Origin of the sequence: Halostagnicola larsenii XH-48 (assembly GCF_000517625.1) — an archaeon.
Lineage (GTDB): Archaea > Halobacteriota > Halobacteria > Halobacteriales > Natrialbaceae > Halostagnicola > Halostagnicola larsenii.
Map to the genome: position 1 here is coordinate 2,751,335 of NZ_CP007055.1, position 21,606 is coordinate 2,772,940.

At 62.3% G+C, this 21,606-nt stretch carries 23 protein-coding genes; 11 read left to right on the forward strand and 12 right to left on the reverse strand.

Annotation, left to right across the window (positions count from 1 at the left end):
• Positions 1-20 precede the first annotated feature (20 nt).
• Positions 21-767, forward strand: a complete 747-nt coding sequence (locus HALLA_RS13880; protein WP_049953911.1) for an Sjogren's syndrome/scleroderma autoantigen 1 family protein — start codon at positions 21-23, stop codon at positions 765-767.
• Positions 768-816: 49 nt separating this feature from the next.
• Here HALLA_RS13880 and HALLA_RS13885 read toward each other — a convergent pair whose 3' ends face one another.
• Positions 817-3,309 carry a DEAD/DEAH box helicase gene (locus HALLA_RS13885; protein WP_049953912.1) on the reverse strand — a complete coding sequence of 831 codons (2,493 nt, stop codon included), beginning with the start codon at positions 3,307-3,309 and terminating at the stop codon, positions 817-819.
• 165 nt (positions 3,310-3,474) lie between these two features.
• Here HALLA_RS13885 and HALLA_RS13890 point away from each other — a divergent pair, with 165 nt between their 5' ends.
• Together HALLA_RS13890 and HALLA_RS13895 are read left to right on the forward strand one after the other, a co-directional pair.
• Positions 3,475-4,407 carry an ABC transporter ATP-binding protein gene (locus tag HALLA_RS13890; protein WP_049953913.1) on the forward strand — a complete coding sequence of 311 codons (933 nt, stop codon included), beginning with the start codon at positions 3,475-3,477 and terminating at the stop codon, positions 4,405-4,407.
• Positions 4,407-5,252: an ABC transporter permease gene (locus HALLA_RS13895; protein ID WP_049953914.1), complete on the forward strand. Its 846-nt coding sequence runs from the start codon at positions 4,407-4,409 to the stop codon at positions 5,250-5,252. Before HALLA_RS13890 ends, HALLA_RS13895 begins: the two co-directional genes overlap by 1 nt.
• Positions 5,253-5,271: 19 nt before the next feature.
• On the opposite strand, the gene HALLA_RS13900 is transcribed toward HALLA_RS13895, so the two are convergent.
• The 4 genes from HALLA_RS13900 to HALLA_RS13915 form a co-directional block, all read right to left on the reverse strand.
• Positions 5,272-5,856 carry a dolichol kinase gene (locus HALLA_RS13900; RefSeq protein WP_049953915.1) on the reverse strand — a complete coding sequence of 195 codons (585 nt, stop codon included), beginning with the start codon at positions 5,854-5,856 and terminating at the stop codon, positions 5,272-5,274.
• A gap of 171 nt (positions 5,857-6,027) precedes the next feature.
• On the reverse strand, positions 6,028-6,276 hold the full coding sequence (locus HALLA_RS13905) for a hypothetical protein (protein WP_049953916.1): 249 nt from the start codon (positions 6,274-6,276) through the stop codon (positions 6,028-6,030).
• Between the two features lie 93 nt (positions 6,277-6,369).
• Positions 6,370-8,214: a glycine--tRNA ligase gene (glyS, locus tag HALLA_RS13910; protein ID WP_049953917.1), complete on the reverse strand. Its 1,845-nt coding sequence runs from the start codon at positions 8,212-8,214 to the stop codon at positions 6,370-6,372.
• Positions 8,207-9,058 carry a CBS domain-containing protein gene (locus tag HALLA_RS13915; protein WP_049953918.1) on the reverse strand — a complete coding sequence of 284 codons (852 nt, stop codon included), beginning with the start codon at positions 9,056-9,058 and terminating at the stop codon, positions 8,207-8,209. Before HALLA_RS13915 ends, glyS begins: the two co-directional genes overlap by 8 nt.
• A 184-nt stretch (positions 9,059-9,242) precedes the next feature.
• Here HALLA_RS13915 and HALLA_RS21110 point away from each other — a divergent pair, with 184 nt between their 5' ends.
• Both HALLA_RS21110 and HALLA_RS13920 read left to right on the forward strand, forming a co-directional pair.
• Positions 9,243-9,407 carry a DUF7556 family protein gene (locus HALLA_RS21110; RefSeq protein ID WP_169732144.1) on the forward strand — a complete coding sequence of 55 codons (165 nt, stop codon included), beginning with the start codon at positions 9,243-9,245 and terminating at the stop codon, positions 9,405-9,407.
• A gap of 73 nt (positions 9,408-9,480) precedes the next feature.
• Positions 9,481-10,293, forward strand: coding sequence for an alpha/beta fold hydrolase (locus HALLA_RS13920; protein WP_049954140.1), 813 nt, complete (start codon positions 9,481-9,483; stop codon positions 10,291-10,293).
• Between the two features lie 131 nt (positions 10,294-10,424).
• On the opposite strand, the gene HALLA_RS13925 is transcribed toward HALLA_RS13920, so the two are convergent.
• From HALLA_RS13925 to HALLA_RS13935, 3 genes are all read right to left on the reverse strand, one after another.
• Positions 10,425-11,327: a hypothetical protein gene (locus tag HALLA_RS13925; protein ID WP_242406173.1), complete on the reverse strand. Its 903-nt coding sequence runs from the start codon at positions 11,325-11,327 to the stop codon at positions 10,425-10,427.
• 162 nt (positions 11,328-11,489) lie between these two features.
• Positions 11,490-11,942 carry an ArsR/SmtB family transcription factor gene (locus HALLA_RS13930; RefSeq protein ID WP_049953919.1) on the reverse strand — a complete coding sequence of 151 codons (453 nt, stop codon included), beginning with the start codon at positions 11,940-11,942 and terminating at the stop codon, positions 11,490-11,492.
• A gap of 88 nt (positions 11,943-12,030) precedes the next feature.
• Complete coding sequence (locus HALLA_RS13935) at positions 12,031-12,840, reverse strand: DUF7847 domain-containing protein (RefSeq protein WP_049953920.1); 810 nt, start codon at positions 12,838-12,840, stop codon at positions 12,031-12,033.
• A gap of 387 nt (positions 12,841-13,227) precedes the next feature.
• On the opposite strand from HALLA_RS13935, the gene HALLA_RS13940 reads away from it, so the two are divergent.
• The 3 genes from HALLA_RS13940 (at position 13,228) to HALLA_RS13950 (ending at position 14,811) form a co-directional block, all read left to right on the forward strand.
• Complete coding sequence (locus HALLA_RS13940) at positions 13,228-13,947, forward strand: type 1 glutamine amidotransferase (protein WP_049953921.1); 720 nt, start codon at positions 13,228-13,230, stop codon at positions 13,945-13,947.
• Positions 13,948-14,095: 148 nt separating this feature from the next.
• Complete coding sequence (locus tag HALLA_RS13945; RefSeq protein WP_049953922.1) at positions 14,096-14,383, forward strand: hypothetical protein; 288 nt, start codon at positions 14,096-14,098, stop codon at positions 14,381-14,383.
• Between the two features lie 32 nt (positions 14,384-14,415).
• Complete coding sequence (locus HALLA_RS13950; protein WP_242406208.1) at positions 14,416-14,811, forward strand: type II toxin-antitoxin system VapC family toxin; 396 nt, start codon at positions 14,416-14,418, stop codon at positions 14,809-14,811.
• Here the strand turns inward: HALLA_RS13950 and HALLA_RS13955 are convergent.
• Positions 14,808-17,006, reverse strand: a complete 2,199-nt coding sequence (locus HALLA_RS13955; protein ID WP_049953923.1) for a (Fe-S)-binding protein — start codon at positions 17,004-17,006, stop codon at positions 14,808-14,810. The two genes, HALLA_RS13950 and HALLA_RS13955, sit on opposite strands and share 4 nt — an antisense overlap.
• Before the next feature lie 178 nt (positions 17,007-17,184).
• On the opposite strand from HALLA_RS13955, the gene HALLA_RS13960 reads away from it, so the two are divergent.
• Both HALLA_RS13960 and HALLA_RS13965 read left to right on the forward strand, forming a co-directional pair.
• On the forward strand, positions 17,185-17,781 hold the full coding sequence (locus HALLA_RS13960) for a hypothetical protein (protein WP_049953924.1): 597 nt from the start codon (positions 17,185-17,187) through the stop codon (positions 17,779-17,781).
• Positions 17,782-17,883: 102 nt separating this feature from the next.
• A complete protein-coding gene (locus tag HALLA_RS13965) occupies positions 17,884-18,558 on the forward strand; it encodes a CRISPR-associated protein Cas4 (RefSeq protein ID WP_049953925.1) in 675 nt (224 codons plus the stop codon).
• A gap of 19 nt (positions 18,559-18,577) precedes the next feature.
• Here HALLA_RS13965 and HALLA_RS13970 read toward each other — a convergent pair whose 3' ends face one another.
• The 3 genes from HALLA_RS13970 to HALLA_RS13980 form a co-directional block, all read right to left on the reverse strand.
• Positions 18,578-19,168: an L-threonylcarbamoyladenylate synthase gene (locus tag HALLA_RS13970; RefSeq protein WP_049953926.1), complete on the reverse strand. Its 591-nt coding sequence runs from the start codon at positions 19,166-19,168 to the stop codon at positions 18,578-18,580.
• A gap of 103 nt (positions 19,169-19,271) precedes the next feature.
• Entirely contained in the window at positions 19,272-19,781 is a 510-nt protein-coding gene (locus HALLA_RS13975; RefSeq protein ID WP_049953927.1) for a redoxin domain-containing protein, read from the reverse strand.
• Complete coding sequence (locus tag HALLA_RS13980) at positions 19,782-20,081, reverse strand: glutaredoxin family protein (RefSeq protein ID WP_049954142.1); 300 nt, start codon at positions 20,079-20,081, stop codon at positions 19,782-19,784.
• Between the two features lie 102 nt (positions 20,082-20,183).
• On the opposite strand from HALLA_RS13980, the gene HALLA_RS13985 reads away from it, so the two are divergent.
• Positions 20,184-21,572: a hemolysin family protein gene (locus tag HALLA_RS13985; protein WP_049953928.1), complete on the forward strand. Its 1,389-nt coding sequence runs from the start codon at positions 20,184-20,186 to the stop codon at positions 21,570-21,572.
• Positions 21,573-21,606 lie beyond the last annotated feature (34 nt).

Below are 21,606 nucleotides of genomic sequence, written 5' to 3' on the forward strand. Positions count from 1 at the left end.
TCCAGCCCCTTGAGACGAGTATGAGCGACTTCGACAAGGAAGCCGAACGGGAGAAGCTTCGGGAGAAGTACGAGCAGGACAAACGCGAGCGGGAGGCGACCCAGCGGATGAGCGACCTCCTGCTCAAGGGTGCCCGGATGACCAACACCCACTGTAACACCTGCGGCGATCCGCTTTTCCAGCAGAACGGGACGACGTTCTGTCCGTCCTGTCACGGCAGCGCCGAGGGCGTGGAGGCGTCCGCGGCCGACGAGTCGGCGACGCAGGGTTCGCAACCGGCGACCGCTCCCGATGGCCAAGCGCCGGCCTCAGGCACCGAGACCGATGCGGCGACGCCCGTGGATGCGTCTGAGCCGGTGGACCCATCCGAACCCGTGACCCCATCCGAAGCCGCCGGTGCGTCCGATACGACCACCGATCAGACGGGTTCGACTGGGCCAGAGCAGGTATCGCCGGCCCAACCCCGAGACGGTTCGACCGAGCCCTCGAGCCCCGACAGAACGCCCGCTCAGCCGCCCGAGACTCGAGACGGGTCGACCGACCCGTCTCGATTCGCCGCGAAAAACCGGCCGTCTCGAGGCCGCGCCGGCGATGACCGCCCCGCTCCCGTCGCCGTCGAGGGCGACCTCGAGACTGCACACGACGCGCTGGTCGAATCCCTCGAGCGATTCGCGAGAAAAGCCGCCGAAACGGACGACCCGCGGTACGCCAGAGAGTGTCTCGAGGCCGCTCGCGAGGCGAGCGAGGCGCTGTCGGCGTTGCGGTGAGTGGCAAGACGCTCAAAACCGTAGTAACGCCGCTCGAACCGTTCTACTCTTACTTTCCGGAACCGGTGTAGTCGCTTCCGATGACCTCGCGGATCCGCGCTGCGGTGACCGAGCCGACGCCGTCCGCCGCCTGTAACTCGTCTTCGCTCGCGATCATCACCGCCTCGACGGTGCCAAATTCCTCGAGTAACGACCGGGCGGTCACCGGGCCGATTTCCGCGATGGAGCCGACGACGTACTCCTGTTGTTCGGCGAGGGTCTTGCTCTGCTTTTCGCCGTGGACCGAGACTTCGCGGTTCGACGTCTCCTGTTCGCGCCCGGCGATGACGCCGAGCAGTTCCTTCGTGTCGGTTTCGTCTTCGGTCCGGAGCACGCTCGCGCCGAAGTCGACGGCGAGACTCGAGAGCGCCCCTCTGACCGCGTTCGGGTGGACGTCTCGCTGTTCGTACAGGCCGTCGCCCTCGACGATCACGATCGGCCGGGAGTAGTGTCTGGCCATCGCGCCGACCTGCTCGAAGACCGACCGGTCGCCCCCGACCAGCGAGTCGACGAAGTCGGCGACCGACTTGCGCTCGACGACGGCCCGATCCGAGAGCACGTAATCGCCCACCTCGAGGGTTTCGAGGCGGATCTCGACGTCCTCGCGCTTCGAGAGCTCTCGGGCGATGTTCGCGTCCATCTCGCGCTGGTCGGCAACGATTTCGATCGCGTCGCCGTCGGCGTGTGGCTCGCGGGGTTCGACCTCGGCGTCCGCGGCTTCGTCGGTCGGATCGCCGCCATCGTCGCCGTCGCTGCCGTCGAATTCGCGTAACCCCGGCCGATCGGCAACCCCCTCACTTCCACTGGAGGAGATGTCTCCGTCGGGCGGTTTCTGCCTTCCGTCGTTCACTTCCACTTCGCTTTCGTTCGTACTGCTGTCTCCGCTCTCACCCGTGCCCTCGCCACCACTCTCGAACGCGGCGAGTGACTGCTGGGCGTCGTCGAGTTCCTCTTTCAGGTCGTCGGCCATCCCCTTCAGTTCGCGCAGTTCGCTTTCCATCTCTTTCTCCCGACGGCGCGAGATCCAGAAGTAGGCCTCGTCGCGCGTGTCCTCGGCCATCAGGACGACGACGCGACCCTCGGACTGGCGGCCCGTTCGGCCCTTGCGCTGGATGGACCGGATCGCCGTCGGCACTGGTTCGTAAAAGAGCACGAGGTCGACTTCGGGCACGTCCAGTCCCTCCTCGGCGACGGAGGTCGAGACCAGCACTTCGAACTCGCCCGCCCGGAAGTCGTTCAGCACGTCCTGTTGTTGGGTCTGGGTCATCCCATCGGAGCCCTCGCGGTCGCCCTGTCCAACGAACCGCTTGGCGTCGAAGCTGTCGTCGAGAAAGTCCGTCAGCGCCTCAGCGGTATCCCTCGATTCGGTGAAGACGATGACGCGCTCGCCGCCCTCGAGGCCGAGCGTTTCGGCGAGCAGCATCCGCGTCTTTCGATACTTGGGGTGGAGTTCGTCGTACTTCTCGGCCTTTCGCATCGACTCTTTGACCCGCGGGTCCGAAACGAGTCGCTGGCTCGCCTTCGAGGCACCCGAGGATCGAGCCTGGTTTCGCTGGCGGTCGAAGTACCGCCGCAGCGCCTCGACGCTCTGGGTTTCGACCAGCGTCACCGCCTGCCGGAGCTTCATCACCTCGGCGTGGACGGACATCCCTTTGAACCCCTCGGACTGGTCGTTGTTGATCAGCTCCTGTAACTCGGCGCGCATCCGGTTTAGGTCCTTCTGGGACTGATCGGGCTGGGTCGACTTCGCGATACCGAGTTCCTTCAACTTCTCGAGGCGCTCCGTGATCACCTCGTTCAGTGCGTCCCGGATCTCGATGACGTCCTCCGGGAGGTCGATCCGCTCCCACTCGACGTCCGTGTCGTGGGTGAACTCCGAAACGTCGGCGTCCTCTTCGGTCATCACCTCGACCTCGTGCAGTCCGAGGTTCTCACAGACCTCGAGGATAGCCTCCTCGTCGCCGCCCGGCGAGGCGCTCATCCCCGTCACGAGCGGCTGGTTCGCGTCGGCGTGATACCGCTCTGCGATGTAGTTGTAGGCGTAGTCGCCGGTCGCCCGGTGGCACTCGTCGAAGGTGATGTGTGTCACGTCCGAAAGCGAGACGCGACTGCCGACGAGGTCGTTCTCGATGACCTGCGGCGTCGCCATGATAACGGTCGACTCGTTCCACAGTGCGGCCCGATCGTCCGGACTCACGTCGCCCGTGAAGACGACGATCTCCTCGTCGGGGATCTGGAGGGCCTCGCGATAGAACTCCGCGTGTTGCTGGACGAGGGGTTTCGTCGGCGCGAGCATGAGCGACTTGCCGCCGACCTCCTCGAGTCGACGGGCGGTCACGAGCAGGCTCACCGTCGTCTTTCCCAGCCCGGTCGGGAGACAGACCAGCGTGTGGTCGTTCGCGGCCGTTCCCGCGAGTTTCAGTTGGTAGAGTCGGCGCTCGAGAAAGTTCGGCTCGAGCAGGGGGTGGTCGATGGAGGGGATTTCCTCGTCCGTCGCTGCCATTGCCACCGATTCGGGGTAGTCGGGGTTAAGAATTTGCGTATCGCGGTGAAAGTAGTCCGGTCCGTTCGGTACCGGTGTTGGTGGCGCTGTGGCCCGCGACGAAGCGATTGCTCTCAAGTGACAATCCATCGAAAATTCTATGTGCGATTACCGTTCCTTTCGAGTATGGCCGCTATCGAACTCCGCGGCGTGACCAAGCAGTATACGAGCTACGGTTTCTTCGGAAACCGCTCGGTCACGGCCGTACAGGACCTCGATCTCACCGTTCGCGACGGTGAGATATTCGGATTTTTAGGCCCGAACGGGGCCGGCAAGTCGACGACGATCGACCTCCTCGTAGATTACGCCGAACCGACCGACGGCTCGGTTCGCGTGTTCGGCAACGACGTCTCCGAAGCGAGCGTCGCCGCCAGAGAACGCATCGGCGTGCTTCCCGACGGCTACGGCCCCATCGGCGAGCGAACGGGCCGCGAACACGTCGAGTTCGCCATCGACGCCAAGAACGCGGACGACGACCCCGACGAACTCCTCGAGCGGGTCGGCATGCACGGCCCCGACGAGTACCCCGTCGAGGAGTACTCGAAGGGGATGGCCCAGCGACTCATGCTCGCGATGGCGCTCGCCGGGGAACCCGACCTCCTGATCTTAGACGAGCCCTCGACGGGCCTCGATCCCAACGGGGCACGAACCATGCGCAAAATCGTCCGCGAGGAGAACGCACGCGGCGCGACCGTCTTCTTCTCGAGTCACATTTTAGCGCAAGTCGAGGCGGTCTGCGACCGAATCGGCATTTTGGACGCCGGGCAACTGGTCGCCGTCGACAGCCTCGAGAGCCTGCGATCAGAGGTCGGTCAGTCGGCCGAAGTCACGGTCGAACTGTCGACGGTTCCGTCGAAGATACCCGCTCGAGTGGGCGCTATCGACGGCGTCGCCGACGTTCGAACGAACGGGACGACGGTCGTTGTCGCCTGTCGAAACGACGCGAAAGCGCCCGTGATCGCCGCCCTCCACGAGTCGGCGGCCGACGTGACGAACGTCACGACCAGCGAGACGTCGCTCGACGATCTCTTCGAGAGCTACACGCGGGGTGTTGCCTGATGGCGGTCGACACCGTCTCGCGGCTGACGCTGTACGTTCGCGAAGACGTTCGCGACACTGTCCGCGAGCGCCAGGCACAGGTAATCCTCGGACTGTACGCGCTTGTGGGGTTCTGGGTGGCCAACAACGCCGCGACTAACCCGGCGATCGACCCCGCGGATGTCGATCTGTCCGCGGTGCTCGCGTCCCCACTCGTGATGCTCACGCCCCTGATCGTGCTCGGGTTTTTCTGTTCCTCGCTCGTCGAAAAGCGGACCTCCGGCGCGTTGACGGTCGTGCTCGGGCTTCCCTTCTCGCGGAAAACGGTCGTACTCGGTACGCTGATCGGGCGCAGTATCCTCATCACGGCGGCGATACTGATCGCAACCGTCGTCGCCCTCCCGGTCGGCTACTTCCGTGGCGTCTCCATCGATCCCGTCACCCTCGTCGGGTCCACGCTCGTGGTAGTGCTTCTGGGAATAGTCTTCACCGCTATCGCGGTCTTGATCTCGACGGTGACGCGAACGGCGACTCGAGCCACTGTCACGGCCTTCGTCACGTTCATCGTCTTCGCGTTCAACATCTGGGCGCAGTTCCCGCGGCTCGGGGTGTACGTCACCCACGGTCTATCGTATCCGGAATCGTTCCCCGCGTGGTATGACTTCGTCGTCGCGTTGAACCCCATGGCGGCCTACACCTATCTGGTCGCCGAAACGTTCCCGGCTCTCGAGGGCGGTATTTTCATTCGAGCGCCCCAAGAGCCGGCGTTCTTCGAGCGACCGCCGTTCGCACTCGCCGTCCTCCTCGGGTGGATTGTGTTCGCAACGTGGCTCGGACACCGCCGGTTTCGGGCGACCGATCTGTAGAACGGTGTAAAACGGTGGCTCACAGCGGCACGAACTCGAGGGCGACCCACGCCAGGCAGGCTGCGTAGATCGGTATCGTCAGGTTGTCGTCGATTATGTAGGTTCGAATCTCGAGGGTCACGCCGTCGGCCAGCGTCGCGCCCACCGCGGCGGCCACCGCGGCAACGAGTCCCATGAAGGGGACCGCAATTGCCGCCGAGACGAGAAACATCGTGACGAGGACCTTCGGTGGTTTAATTCGCTGGAGGGTGTTATCGGAGACTGCGCCGCTGATCGGGTCGCCGAGCGCGAGCATCAACATTGCCGGAAGGGCGATATCCGGTTCGAAGACGACGACGACCGCGGCCATGCTGATCATGTACAGCGCGTAGGCGGCGGGATTGTCCTGTTCGTACTCTCGAGTGAGCACGTCGTAGAGCCGCCAGTTGAGTCCCACCTGGAGGCGCAGGAACTCGAGGATGAGCGCGCCGGTCGCGAGCACTATCAGGAGTGCCTGAAACCGGGGCCACGTCAGCCCGAGGTCGAAGTGTGTGGCGAGTAAGTAGAGGGCAACCAGTCCGGAGCCGCTGGCGTGGACCAGCCGTCGCTTTAGTTCGTCGGCCATCCTCTGAATCCTTGAAGCACGTGACCTTCAGTTCGTCGGTTGTTTGTCGCAGTGTTCCTCCTCACGTAGGTTAGAATTCTCTCGAGCGCCCCTCTCTGTGCAGTTTGACGGCGACCGTCCCGCCAGTCCTCTCGGTCACCCGCGTCAAGCCGGCCGCCCCAAGCGGTCCGCTCACCTGCCGTCTGTGCCGCCTGTGTGATTCTTTTCGTCCCAACTGGGAATCCACGAGACGTTCGCGGCTGCGAGCGAGAACAGGAAGATAAACACCGGAAGCGTGAGTCCGACGCCGAGGAGATATCCCGGATCGATCCCCCCGGATCCGTCGAAGAAGATACCCGCGTACTGGAGGACGGCGAGAGTGAGGACGACGGTGAGCGTCGTTGTGACGTACTCACCAGCGTCGGGTCTGGGAACCTGCATGCAGATCGGTATCGTGTCGATTCACTAAGTGCTTTCGTCTGGTCGGCATGAGCCGGTGTGTCGCTCCCAGCTACGTGCTCGTCGCTGAGTCGTCTACTCCTCGAGGTCTTCGAACGCGATCTCGCCGGTTCGAAGCGCCGAGAGCGTCTTGGCCAGGTCGTCGACTGGCAGTCGCATCTGGTCGGTCGTGTCCCGTTCGCGGACCGTGACGGTGGTTTCCTCGTTTTCAAGCGTCTCGTAGTCGACGGTCACGCAGAACGGCGTGCCGACCTCGTCCTGTCTGCGATACCGCCGGCCGATGTTCCCCGAGTCATCGTAGGTGACTGCCAGTCCGGCCTCCCGCAGGTCCGCGGCGATCGCTTCGGCCAGCGCTTCGAGCTCGTTGTCGTTTTGCAGCGGGAACACACCCACGAACGTCGGCGCGACTTCGGGTTCGAGCGCGAGGTAGGTTCGCTCCTCGCCGGCGACCTCGTCCTCTCGGTAGGCGTGGTGGAGGACGGTGTAAACGAGCCGGTCGACGCCGAAGGAGGGTTCGATGACGTGCGGGATGATGTGCTCGCCCGCCTCGGTCTGCTCCTCGACGGCGAAGCCGGTCTTCTCGAGCGGGATCTCGTGGGTCTCGCCCTCGAGTTCGATTTCGACGGTCTCACTTTCGAACGCCGATCGGTCGCGTTCTGCGAGGGTCTCGAGTCCGTCCACGACGGTCTGGGCGTCGCCGCCGAACTCCGGACCCAGGTAGCTCATGTCAGGATCGACGGTGGCGCGCTCGACGGTTTTCGGTTCGTCGTACTGCCGGAAGACGGTAAAGCGGTCCTCGGAGTGTTCGGCGTGTTTCGAGAGGTCGTAGTCGCTGCGGTAGGCGAACCCGGCCATCTCGATCCAGTAACCGGAAGACGACTCCGTCGACTCCCGTTGTTCGGAATCTTGCGATTCCTCACTGCCGTCGATCAACGCCTCGGCGTCCCAGCAGTCAGCGGCGTAGTGGGCGCGCTCGCCCGCGAGGTGCTGGCGGAACCGGAACCGGTCCATGTCGACGCCGACGGCGTCGTACCACGGCTTGGCGACGCCGAGGAAGTAGCCCACCCACGGACTCGAGATCGTCCCCGATTCGACGGCCTCGCCGATGGTCGTCCGGATCTCCTCGCCGTCGTCTGCCGCCTGCTCGCCCGCCGGATACAGCGTCACCTCGACGTCTTCGACCGCCTCGAGGTCCGGCTCGTCCGTCTCGGGGTCGATGAAGTACTCGAGTTCGGCCTGGGTGAACTCGCGGGTGCGGATGATCGACCGCCGCGGACTGATCTCGTTGCGGTAGGCCCGGCCGATCTGGGTGACGCCGAACGGCAGCGTGTTCCGGGCGTACTCCTTGAGCCGCGGGAACTCGACGAAGATGCCCTGTGCGGTCTCGGGTCGAAGGTAGCCCGGCTGAGCGCCGCCGGGGCCGATGTTCGTCGCGAACATGAGGTTGAATGCCTCGACGGCCTGTCCCGCGAGACCCGCGCCGCAGGCGGGACAGACGAGTTCGTACTCCGCGATGACTTCTTCGACTTCCGGAATCGGGAGGCTTTCTGCGTCCTCGTACTCGGTGTTATCCTCGACGACGTGATCCGCGCGGTGGCTCTCGCCGCAGTCGGGACACTCGACGAGCATGTCGTCGAAGGTGTCGAGGTGGCCCGACGCTTCGAAGACCGGCTCGGGCATGATGGTCGGCGCGTCGATCTCCATGTTGCCCTCCTCGAGGGCGAAGCGGTCGCGCCAGGCGTCCTCGACGTTGCTCTTCAGCGAAGCACCCTGCGGGCCGAACGTGTAGAAGCCGCCGACGCCGCCGTAGGCACCCGAAGACTGGAAGAAGTAGCCGCGGCGCTTGGCGAGTTCGACGAGCCGTTCGCTCGTGCGCTCGAGCGCGTCGGCGGCGACAGCGGAGGGACTCTCGTTACTCATACAGCGCCTCCAGCAGGTCGACGTCGCAGACGATACCCGCGAGCTGTTCGCCCGTCACCATCGGAATCTGCTCGACGTCGTTGCTGATCATCGCCTGTGCGGTCTCCTGGATTGACTTCTTGGCCGTCACCGTGACGACCTCGTCGGTCATGAACTCCCGGACGGGACCGGTCGGAATCTCGATGTCTCGAGTCGGCAGGTAGCGGCTCCCGACGCCTTTGATTCCCTCCCAGGAGTAGTCTGCGTCCTGATCCGGGAAGTTGTTCCCCGTTTCCTCTTCGCCCTCGACGATCCGGGCGACGTCGATGATATCGACTTCGGTGAGCACGCCGCTCATGGATCCCTCGTCGTCGAGTGCGACCGCGTACGGGACGTTCGCGTAGAACAACTCGCGCTCTGCGACGGTCAACGGCGCACCCTCGTAGGTCGTGTTGACGTTCTCGCTCGCGTAGGATTCGACGACGTCGTCGGTCTCCTGATCGCCCGTCGCGATGGCGTGGATCACGTCGGTCACCGTGACGATTCCCTCGAACTCCCCGTCGACGACGGGGACGCGACGCGCGCCCTGCTCGACCATCGTTTGTGCGACATCCTCGAGTGACGTCTCCGCCGTCGTCGTCGGCACGTCATCGAGCAGCATGACGAGCTGATCTTCGTCCGGCTGTTCGATCAGCACGTCTCGAGAGACGAGCCCCCGGTACTCGGTCCCCTCGTCGGTCGATTTCACGACCGGAACCGACGAGAACGACTGTTCCTGCAGGTACTCGAGCACGTCGCTTCTGGTTCCCGGCAGTTCGACGGTCACGACCTCCGCGCGCGGCGTCATCGCGTCGGCTACGTTCATGTCCCGGTTGTACGGCTAAAATGAGTATAAACCCAGTGTTTCCCTGATCGGATACCGCCGAGCCTTCGAATCGCCGGCAGATGGGGATTTACCCGGGTCGAGCGCGGAATCCGACGCCGATAGCCATCTCCATCGGACAGTCAGTTTCGATGCGTTTATACGTGTGTGAGTGTGAACTTCTCCCATGCCCAACACTCACGCACATTCGGTTGGGTCCGACGACACCGTCGTTGGCTCCATCGATTCGGGAGGATCGAGCAGCGAGTACGTCATCGCGGACATCTCCGCCGACGGTGCGTGGATTTCGATGCAGGCCGACGCCGCGCCGGAGCTTCCGGCCTGGCGGTAGCGCACAGAGAGCGCCCAGTTTGGTGCCGGCCGAAACCGAAACCGGTGCCCGTCTCCAGTTCCTCGAGCCGTATATGTCTACTGCGTCGAACGAAGACACCTCACTGTACTACGAACTCGACGGTGACGGCTCCCGCGACAGCGCCGATGGCACCGCCGACACCGTGGTCTTCGTGCCCGAAGCCGGCCTCGGCGGCTGGTCGTGGGGCTGGCAGCACGCGGCGCTAGCCGGTCCGTTCGAGACGATCGTCTGGGATCTTCGCGGAACCGGCCGTTCTGACGCACCACCCGGTCCGTACGATCTCGCAACGCTCGCGGCGGATCTCGAGGCCGTCCTCGCCGACGCCGGTACTCGATCCGCCCACGTCGTCGGTGCCGGCCTCGGCGGTGCCGTCGCGCTCGAGGCCGCGCGTACCACGAATCGCGTCGAAACGCTCGCACTGCTCGGGACCGCTCCCACGGAAGCTGCGTTTTCGCTCGAGCCGTTGTTCGCCCCGCCCGACGACCGCGAGGCGATCCGCTCGTCGCTCGAGACGGTGCTCTCGCCGGCGTTTCGAGCGCGTCAATCCGACGTTCTCGAGGGAATCGTCGACTGGCGAACTGACGGCGACGCTTCTCGAGCGGGTTGGGAGGCCCAACTCGCTGCCCTCTCCGGATTCGACGCGACCGACTGGCTGGTCGAGGTCACGCAACCCGCACTCGTCCTTCACGGCACTGACGACCAACTCGTCGATCCCGCGGCCGGCGAACGGTTGGCTCGAGGGCTTCCGCGCGGCGAGTTCGAGAAGATCGAGGATGCCGGACATCTCGCGTTCATCGAACGCTCCCGAACGGTGAACGACCGGCTGCTGGGCTTTCTCGAGTCCCAGCGCGAAGAGACAGCGTAACTCGAACGACCGCTCGCGGCGGCACTGTCTAATTTAGCACCGTCAAACCCCGCCGCGTGGCTCTCGCTGAGCAAATCTGCGAGTATTATCCCAGACAGCCTCTACGACCTGCTCACTTCTCAAACCTGAATTCAGGAAACGACTTCTTGGACGTAAATGTGCGCGTAGGCGCTCGCCCACACGATAGAGAGGAATTCACCGAAACTCGCTGAAATCACACGTAAAACGGGATGTAACCACGCCAATTTCGTCCCCATATCGGGGAGGTATGTCGGGAGATAGAAGCTGATCGCGGTTCCGATAGCGATGACGAGGATGAGCACGAACTTTCCGCGGTAGTTCGTCGTGATGCGCCAACTAATGCGAAGTGCTTCGACGGGAGCGTACCGGCCGACGACACAGGCCTCGGGTGCGAACCAGAACTTGAACAGCAACAGCAGAAACGGAACGGTGACTACAATTACACCAACCGCCCCAGCAACGGGAAATCCCACTATTTCCACAGGATTGCCCGGGACAACGGCGATAAGAACGAGTAACGGCAGAGACACGAGGAACGGAATCGTCATTACAGACAAAATGAACAGAACGATGACTCCGATTAATGCGGGTATTCGAGTAATGCTTCGGTGCAGTCCATCGCGTATCGTTACGGTATCGCCAGTCAGCGCTCCGGCGACGATCGTTCCGACGTAAGCTCGAATCAAAAAGAGAAACGTAAACGCCGTAATCGCGTCGAACACGCCGATTGCGGGCGTCGGAAGCGTATTAATGCTGTTCGTTTCGAGGAGTCGGTTAGCGAGGATACCCATACCTGCGAAGGCAACGATCGACGGATGAGACCGAAACAGGCGAAGGGACCAGACTAACGCATCAAGGACGGTCCGGCGGGTGGTAACCGTCTCGATGTTTCGACATTCGAGACAGCCACAACCATCAACGTCATCTCGCGCTTTAATCGTCGGTGCCACGTCACCCGTGGTTGCGTCGTCGACAGTAGAAGTGCTTCGGGTCATCGAACTCGTGTAGTCCATTGTTGACGGCCCGTAGCCTGGCGGTTCGTGTCTGCGGGTGCCGAGTCAAAATTTCCTCTCAGGAGGATCCAGACGGACGATGGTGTACCCAGATCGGCTGACCAGAACAGCATCAATACCCCCCTTCCCGAGAGCGTTGGATCATTGATTCGGTGTGTTCGCTCATTCGGTAGTGACGAGCTGTGAGACGGATTCGCCGGCCGCAAGCAGAATCGATGGTGGGCCGAGCAACGATGCGAAGGATTTGAACGCACGTTTGAGACTCGGCCGATCGTCCTCGGTACCGAGGAAGAGGAGCGTTGGGTCTTCTGAGACGACGAAAACACTCATCTCTCGGCCTTTCTCCGAATAGCAAGTATCGGCGACCTCGATCACCCCGGCCGATTCGAGGTTCTCGAGGTGATAGTGGACGTTCTGAACGCTCTGGTCGAGCTGATCGGCGATCCGTGATGGCGTGGCCGGCGTCTCGTTGAGCAGCCGGAAGATATCGTACGCAGTCTCGGAGGACAGCGCTTCGATCACGTCTCGAGTCGCAGCATCGTCGAGGCTGAGGACGGCTGGATTGTCGCTTCGTTCTACGGCGGCGTCCGTCTGTGTTGGGAAGAGTCGTGCCATAGGTGCTGTTAATTCTGGCGAGGCAGCTTGTGGAGGTTCTTCTGGGTAGTGGTTCTTCGAACCGTTGGTACGTAGTTGTTTGTGGCTGTCACATCGTTTCTAGAGTGGCGGGCGAGGTATCGATCAAACGCAGGTAGTATGCCGTGTACACCGTATAGAAGTACGCGAAGCCGACGGCGGAAAGGAAGACCCCAATGGGGAGCAAGATCGATATCGGAATCCCGGTATCGACGGGTAACACGTCTGTAGGCCCGGCGTCCGTCAGCGTCAACTGAAGTAGGTACTCGGGGATCAAGAAGACGTTCAACAGAACGAGCCACACCAGCGAGAATCCAGTAACGCTTTTCAGATTCGAGCGAACGAGGTGAACGCTTCTCCGGAACGAGTCGATAACGCTCTCGTTTTCGACAACGATTGCGGCGTCGTAAAACTGCACGAACAGTATCACGACGAGGATGAGCAACAGCCAGACGAGTATAGAACCGACGCCTGCGATGACAGCGGCCATCTCGTGGATCAAAACGAGTGCCAGAGATCCGATACCGAGGATAAAACTGACGAACCCGAATCCGATCGCGGTGACTCCCACGACCAGTACGAACAGAACTGTCCCAAGCAACAGTCGTACGTAATAGGATCGTCCTGCAGCGATAAACTGACCGAGCGATGTCTCTTTCCCTTCGATTGCAGCTTGGGCACTGGCGATGAAGCCGCCGAGAGCGAACGGAACTACGATCAGATAGGCGAGTGACGCACCTGCTGAAAGCAGGGGTGAGTCGGTTAGACTACTGACGTACTGTAGCTGGCTTCCCGCTCCAACGAGGAGACCAGCGACGAGAAGGATCGGATTCGCTCGGAGGGCGGCGTATCCATCTTTGAACGCGGAGACGATTACCATTGTACCTTTCGAGTACACATTCCCGTGTATTAGGTCGAACGTAGGCTCAAAACCAAATTTAAGCATTTCAACCTTCGCCTGGCGCGGTACACTACTCCCCTCCTCAACACTGACTGTACAATATCCTCTCGTCAGTAGTGAACGAGACGATTTCACCGACCGGTGTCTGCTTACGCTTCGCCAAGCCTCGACCGAGGCCAACTCGTCTCAGAGTTCACTTTGTGAGACGCAGGGTTCGTCACGCCTTCCCCGAACCCACACCCTGCAGTTCTATACAGCGCCTCGAGGCTATTCTCGACGATACTCGAGACTCCCCTCCCGCGATTCGGTCTCGACAACCCCTAGCGGGCGCAAGGCACTTTTGCGACGAGCCGTCTATACCCGGTAATGAGTCAGCTCCGCATCGCCGTCCTCAACGCCGCACAGGAGGACGCGAACACGACGCGAAACTTCCGACGCGAACTCGAGGCCTCGCTGGTGGAGTTCGACGTTTGTAACGGCGAAATTCCCGATACCGTCGCGTTCGACGGCGCGGTCGTCACCGGCTCGCGCTCGTCGGTCTACTGGGACGAGGAGTGGATCGGCCCCGTCAAAGAGTGGGTCGGCGAAGCGATCGACGCCGGCGTTCCCTTCCTCGGGATCTGCTGGGGACACCAGCTCCTCGCGGACGTGCTCGGGGGAACCGTCGCGGATATGGGTGCCTACGAGATCGGCTACAGCGAGATCGAACACACCGGCTCCTCGAGGCTCTTCGACGGCATCGACGCCGAGTTCACCGCCTTCACGAGCCACTCCGACGAAGTCGCCGAGCTGCCGCCGGGTGCCGACCCGCTGGCCGAAAACGACTACTCGAACCACGGCTTTCGCAAGGGCCGGGTCTTCGGCGTCCAGTTCCACCCCGAGTACGACCAAAAAACCGCCCGCGAACTCGTAAAGCGGAAGGATCTCTCCGACGAACGCCGCGAGTCCGTCCTTGAGGAAATCACGGACGAGAACTACGGGCGGGCCTGTCAGGCGAAGCTGGTCTTCGAGAACTTCCTCGAGTACGTCCGCGAGGTGCGACTCGAGGATGCTGGTGGGAGGACGTCTCGAGATGCATCCGCTTAAATAACCATCGTCGAAACCGTCTCTCTCGTCTTCCTCGAATTTCACTTTTGATCCCCCGCAGTGTTACAGTCCTTCCACCGCTATTCGCTCCCGGATCGGATATTCGATCGTAGAAAGTTTTACTCCTCTACTACTCCTCTCGTTCTCTATGGCGACTTCGGTAAAGATGGACCAACGAACGAAAGATCGCCTCGAGCGGCTGCAAGCCGAGATCAAACTCGAGACGGGACGGAAAGTAACCCAACAGGAACTGTTGAAGCGGCTGGTTGACACCGCTTACGATTCTCACTCCGACTTCATCGATTCGTTCCGCGACGAATGGGACGGTCTTTCCGAAGCGGAAGTCGAGCAGTTACTCGCGGGGACGGTTGCCTCCGGAAATCCGGTTTCCGAGGAGGACATCGACGATGCGCTCTACGGTACTGAACTCGAATGAGTCTCTTCTTTGATACGTGAGTCTTCTACGCGCTGCACGACCGCGATTCTGCACGCCACGATGTCGCACTCGAGGCGGTAACACAGGCGGCGACGGGCGAGTACGGCCGGCTCTTCACGAGCGAGTACGTGTACGACGAAACGGTCACGCTGGTTCGCCAACGAACGGGGCAATTTAGCGCCGCGAAGCAGGCGGGGGACCGAATACGCGGTGTCGAACCGTACCCGAAAACGTTCGAGATGCTTCACGTCACCGAAGCACTGTTTGATCGAACGCTCGAGACGTTCCAGCGATACGACGATCAATCGCTCAGTTTCACCGACGCAAATAGTCTCGCTCTTATCAAAGCGTACGATATCGATGCCATCTGCAGCTTCGACGACGATTTCGACGGACTCGCCGAGCGAACCGATCCCGCTTCGATTTAGGCCGTGATTTCGAGACCCGCCCGCTCTTCCTCGCCGATCGCTTCGACGATCAGTTCGGCGATATCGACGACCTCGATATCGTCCTCGAAGCCGCCGGTTTTGCGCCCGTCCTCGTACATCGTCATACACATCGGACAGGCAACGACGAACTTTTCGACGCCTGCGCCGGCGTCGGTGTCCTCGAGCGCTTCGCGAAGGCGTTCTTCGCTGGGTTTGGGCTCTTCTTCGAAGTCCATCCAGAGCCCGCCACCGCCGCCACCACAACAGAACGAATTCGAGCGGTTGCGGGGCATCTCTTCAAGTTCGCAGCCCGTCGCGCGGATGAGTTCGCGCGGGGCTTCGTACTCGTCGTTGTACCGCCCGAGGTGGCACGGATCGTGGTAGGTGACCGTATACTCGAGTTCGGTTCCGGAAAGCTCGAGGTTCCCGTCTGTGACCAACTCCTCGACGGCCTGGGTCCAGTGGAGCACGTCGACGTCGCCGTCTGCGTTCCAGTGGTCGTCGTACTCGAAGGGCATGATCGGATCGTCGGCGAACTCTTCGAAATCGACCTCCGGGTACTCGTTTTTGAACGTGTTGTAGGAGTGGGGATCCGTACAGACGATTTTCTCGAACTCGCAGTCCTCGAAGGATTCGACGTGGTGGCCCGCGAGTTCGATGTAGAGGAACTCCTCGCCGACCCGGCGGATGTCGTTGCCGTCGTACTTTTCGTCCTCGAAGAGGATGCCGAAGCTTACGTCTGCCTCCTGCAGAATCGTGGCCAGCGAGCGGGCGACCTGCTTATTGCGCTCGTCGTAACTGGGGTAGTCGCCGACGTACCAGAGGTAGTCGACGTGTTCTTCGCGGGCGTCCGTGATATCGAACTCGAGGTCGTCGGCCCAGTCGGCCCGATTGCGCTGGCTGTTACCGAACGTGTTGCCGTCCTGCATGACGTTCTGGAAGACGTCCTGCATGGAACTCGAGACGTCGCCCTGATCGGTCATCTGGCGGTTGAGCTTGGTGAAAGAGCTTAGATGCTCGATCTCGACGGGGCAGGCGTCCATACAGGCCATACAGGCCATACAGGACTCCATCGTCTCGGTGTTGATCACCGAGGTGCCGCCGTCGGCGATGATCGGTTTCTCCTCGCCGCCGGCCTCGAGGTCTTCGCGATAGGATTTCAAGTCGAGGATAACGTTTCGGGGATCGAGCGGGCGGTCGGAGGCTTTCGCGGGGCAGACCGACGAACAGCGGCCGCACTTGGTACAGGCGTCTTGGTCGAGAATGTCCTTCCAGGTGAAGTCGTCGATGTCCTCGGCGTTGGTCGCGTCGAGGTCCGCCGGAACGCCGGGGAGTCGTGCGCCGGCTTTCTCGTCGCGCGTGATGACGTTCGCGAACGACGAGAGCATGTGGAACGGCTTGGCGTAGGGAATCCACGCGATGAACCCCAGCGCGAGCAGCGAGTGGCTCCACCAGGTGAGCCAGTGGAGGGTTTCGGCGTTCGCGCCGAAGACGCCAAGCGCCTGGTAGGTGCCGGGGTTCGTGGCCGCTTCGGTCGTGGGCACGCCGACCGCACCGAACAGCATGGCGAGGCCGTAGCCGACGAAACTGACGATTTCGTGGTCGGGCATGCCGGTGATGTAGATACGGAATCCTTCGAGGAGGAAGCCACCCACACCCAATCCGAACAGCGTCCAGATGAAAATATCGTCCTCGATCGAGGTGTGACGACCCCAGAGGCGGTGATTGCGGACCCAGTACCGGCGGTAGATTGCCATGCCGATGCCGACGACGAACAGGAGTCCCATCGCGTCGACCATGAACTGGTAGGCCAGGTAGAAGTCACCCTCCCAGAACTGGAAGTCGAACAGCAAGTCGGTGCCGTAGCTTTCGAAGGCGATGATGCTCGTCGCGATGAACAGGGTCAGAAAGCCCCACATGATAAACGAGTGCATCAGCCCGCCGTAGAGGTCCCTGTTGAACTGCTTCTCGTTCGAGAGGACGATCTTCGCTGCGCTGACGATCCGATTCGGCAGGTCGTTCAACCGCGCGAGTGGCTCGTCGTCGCCGTCGGTGTATCGACTGACTCGGCGATACACGCCGTAGGCGAAGACGAAGAGGACGACCGAGACGAGAAAGTAAAACAGGAGCTTCTCGACGCCGTGAAGCCCCAGGTACATCTCTCTCGAGGCGTCCGCCTGTGCGACAATCTTCATGTTCTATCACCTGCGTGGGGTTCGACTTAACTCTTCTCACCGATCACGACCCACCCCGACGCCCTCTCCGTAAAATGATATTTTTGTTTTGAGTTTATTCCGGCGGGCCGTTTTTGACGGTTATGATGACGATATCTGGCACCAAGCTTATATAGCGTCCTCTCGCCAGTGTCCATCCATGAACGAAAAAACCGAAGAACTCCGCGACATCTTCACGAACGTGACCGACGGCGAGGAGACCGTCACGGAATCGCAGACCGCGACCCGCGGCTCGCTCGAGAAAGACGAGCGAACGATCGACGAGCGCCTCGAGAACGTCATCGCGCAGATGCGAGAGCGCTACGCGTTCGAGACGACCCTGACGGACGAGGAGCTAATCCGCGTCGCCAAGGGATTTTACGACGATGTCTCCGACGAGGACCTCGCGTCGGAACTCGAGGTATCGAGCGAGGACGTCTTCGACGCGCGACTGTCGTTGCACCTCGTCGAGAGCGAGGCCGACGCGCCCGACATCGATCTCGCGGCGATTCGCGAGCGTGACGCCGCCGACCTCGACGCGCTCGCCGACGAATTCGACGCGAGCGAGCCGCAGATCCGCCGCGCCCGCCGCGTCGCGGCGGCGCAGGACGAATCCAGAGCCGCAAACGACCGCTACAGGGACGAGTTCGACAGCATCCTCGGGGATTCGGAACTCACGGAGCGGATCGCAAGCGACGTCCGCGAGGACGGCCTCGAGGACGCCACAGAGGGAATGGAGACCGACGTTTCGCTGTAGTCTCCTCTCAAACCGCCAATCCCATCCGCAGGCGAGACGACTCGTGTCTCGAAACGCCGCGGTCGCCGAGACTTTTTATCGGATCGGGCGGCCAACGCGGTCGTGTCCCGCGTCGCCTTCAGTGACCTCCGCTCGGCCGCCTACTGTCCGCGAAAGTGTTACTACGACCGTCGCCGCGACGAGCGCGATCCGCCGGAGGCGGTCGCGAGTATTCGCTCGCTCGCCTTTCGGTACGAGCAACTGCTCGAGGCCGATCCGTCGGCGCTCGCCGCCGAACCGATCAAACCGGATCCGCAGTCCTACCAGCGGACGCTTCGGCGTACCCGCTCCAGACTCGAGCGCGCGGGACGGTGGGTGGCGATCTGCGACCCGAGCGCCCAGTCCGTCCTCGCGACCGGTCGCGAGGTTCGTGGCATCGTCCATAAGGTCTTGACCGAGCCGCTCGAGCCGTCGATCGTTTCGACGGGCAAACCCCCGGATACCGGCGTCTGGGAGTCCCAGTCGGTCCACGCCGTCGCGGCAGCGAAGGCCCTCGCCTGGGAGCACGAAACGCCGATCGAAGGGGTCTGGCTCGAGTACCCGGCCTACGGCGTCGTCCGTCGCCTCGAGATGACGACCCGACGCAAGGCCCGGTATCGGCAGGTGCTTCGAACCGTCCGGGAACTCGACGGGCCACCCGCCCGGATTCGAAACGACGACAAGTGCGCCGCCTGCGAGTACGCGGGCGAGTGCGGCGTCCGGACACGAACGCTGCGCTCGCTGCTCGGGCTGGGATAAGCGCTGTCCGATCTCCGTCTCAGTTGTTCGCCAGCCACCGTTCGATCTCGTCGGCAAGCGCTCCGCGTCGGTGAATCTCGCCGCTCGAAACGTTCACGACGGTGCTTTCGGTCCCTTCCGTTTCGCCGTCGTCGAGCACCACGGCGGCTCGCTCGCGGATCTCCGGGTCCAGTTCGTCGACTCGTCTGGCGCTCTCTCGGCCGCTGACGTTCGCACTGGTGGCGGTGATCGGCGTTTCGGCGCGCTCACAGAGCGCGAGCGCGAGTCGGTGGTCCGGGACGCGGATGCCGACGCGGTCGCCGTCGGCCGTGAGTACGTCGGGTACGCCCTCTCGATGCCGACAGAGTACGGTGACGGGGCCGGGCAGAAAGGTCGCCATGAACTCGCGTTCGCGGGTGGTCGCACGGACGTGCTCGAGCGCCGCGGGAACCGATGGGACCGCCATGGAGACGGGCTTCGATCGATCCCGTCCTTTCGCGTCGAACACTCGCTCGACGGCGTCGGCGTCGAGCGCGTCGCCGGCGAGGCCGTAGACGGTTTCGGTCGGATAGACCGCGAGGTCGCCGGTTCGGATGGCAGTCGCCGCCCGCTCGAGAGACGATGATGGCACGGTTGGTTCGACCTCCGCCCGTCGCGGGCAAAAACGTACCGCGTTCGATCGGCGACTCCGGCCGACAGTTTCAGCTATCTCGGCGTCCGCGCAGGGTCGGCCCTCACGCGAGACCCAGCGTCTCCTCGAGATCGTCGTACTCGGGGAACTCGGGCCACTCCGTGGCGACCCAACTCGCCTCGACGACGCCGTCGGTACCGATCGCGAAGAACGCGGGACGCGGCTCCGAGACGCCCGCCATGCCGTCCAGATTGTGGGCGATGCCGTAGGCCTCGGCGACGCCGTTCGCGGGATCGGCGAACAGGTCGAAGGGGTACTCGTTGACTCCGATCACGCTCGAGTGTTCGTAGGGACTCGAGGCGCTGACGCCGACGACGCGGACGTCGCGCTCGTGCCAGCCGCGTTCGGTCAGCTCGTCCCAGATGTACTTTGCGGCGTAGGAGCCGATCATCGGCGTGAAGACGAGAATCACGCGGTCCTCGCCGGTCAGATCGGATAGCGATCGGTCCTCCCAGAACTCGTCGTTGACGAGCGGGCGGGTAAACTCGGGCGCGTCGTCTCCGGCTTCGGGATGGTCTGTCGGGCCGAGTTCGACGACGTCGAAATCCGGCATTCAGTCGTCACCTCCCGCGACGCCGGCACTGGCGTTCTGGTTCGAGCCGTAGGTGTGCTCGAGGTAGTCGGCGATGTTCGCGCTTTCGGCCATCGTCACGCCAGTTTCCTCGTCGACGATGACGGGAACGGATCGCACGCCCGCGACGCGCTTGACGACGTCGCGATCGGAGTGCATCGGTTCGACGTACCGCGAGGCGTACTCGAGGTCGTACTCCTCGAGGAGGGCAACGACGCGCTCACAGAACGGACAGGCCTGGAGTCGATACAGGGTGATCGCTGGCTCACTCGGTGCGCTCATGCGTAGTCGTTGGTCGAACGGGCGGGTAAACGTGTCGTCGCCGGAAAGCTCCTTCAAAAGGATAAAGGGTTAGTCGGCTGGGTGATAATTTCCCCCTAATCAATGGCGTTATCTCCGTTCCTCGAGATTATGCTCGCAACATACGAGGTTCCGGCGGTCGGACTCGAGATAGATCAGTCGACGGTGACGATTCTCGGCACCCTCGCGGTCGTCGTCCTCATCGCGCTGTCGGCGTTTTTCTCCTCCTCAGAGATCGCGATGTTCTCGCTTCCGAAACACCGCGTCGAGGGGATGGTCGAGGAGGGCATTCCGGGCGCGAGTCGCGTCAAGGCGCTCAAGGAAGACCCACACCGACTGCTGGTCACGATTCTCGTCGGAAACAACATCGTCAATATCGCGATGTCCTCGATCGCGACCACGCTGCTCGGCTTTTACTTTGGCGGGCTGACGGCCGTCCTCATGGCGACGTTCGGTATCACTGCGGTCGTCCTGCTGTTCGGCGAGACCGTTCCCAAGTCCTACGCCGTCGAGAAGACCGAATCGTGGTCGATCAGGGTCGCGAAACCGCTGAAGGGGACCGAGTACATGCTCTACCCGCTCGTTGTCCTCTTCGATTACCTCACCCGCCAGATCAACCGGCTTACGGGATCTTCGGGGGCGATCGAGACGCCGTACGTGACCCGTGACGAGATTCAGGAGATGATCGAATCCGGCGAGCGCGAGGGCGTCATCGAGGAAGACGAACACGAGATGCTGACGCGAATCTTCCGGTTCAACAACACGATCGTCAAGGAAGTGATGACGCCGCGACTCGACATGACGGCGGTGCCGAAAGACGCCGACATCGACGAGGCGATCGAGACCTGTATCCAGAGCGGCCACGCTCGAGTACCGGTCTACGAGAACAGCCTCGACAACGTCCTCGGCGTCGTCCACATCCGGGATCTCGTTCGGGATCTCAACTACGGCGAGACGCAGGTCGAGGATCTCGAGATCGACGACCTCATTCAGCCGACGCTTCACGTCCCCGAATCGAAAAACGTCGACGAGTTGCTGACGGAGATGCGCGAAAACCGGATGCACATGGCGATCGTCATCGACGAGTTCGGGACCACGGAAGGGCTGGTGACGATGGAGGACATGATCGAGGAGATCGTCGGCGAGATCCTAGAGGGCGGCGAGGACCTCCCCGTCGAGGAAATCGACGACCGAACCGTCCTCGTCCGCGGCGAGGTGAACATCGAAGACGTCAACGAAGCCCTCGAGATCGAACTTCCCGAGGGAGAGGAGTTCGAAACGATCGCCGGCTTCATTTTCAATCGGGCCGGCCGACTCGTCGAGGAGGGCGAGGAACTCACCTACGAAGGGATCCGGATCGCCGTCGAGGGCGTCGAGAACACCCGAATTATGAAAGCCCGACTGCAGAAACTCGAGGTACCTGCGGAGGGTGCAGACGAGGAGAGTGCGGATGCGGACGCGATCGAGGAGTAAGCTGACGAACGCAACAGGAGACGCCGTACGTGTC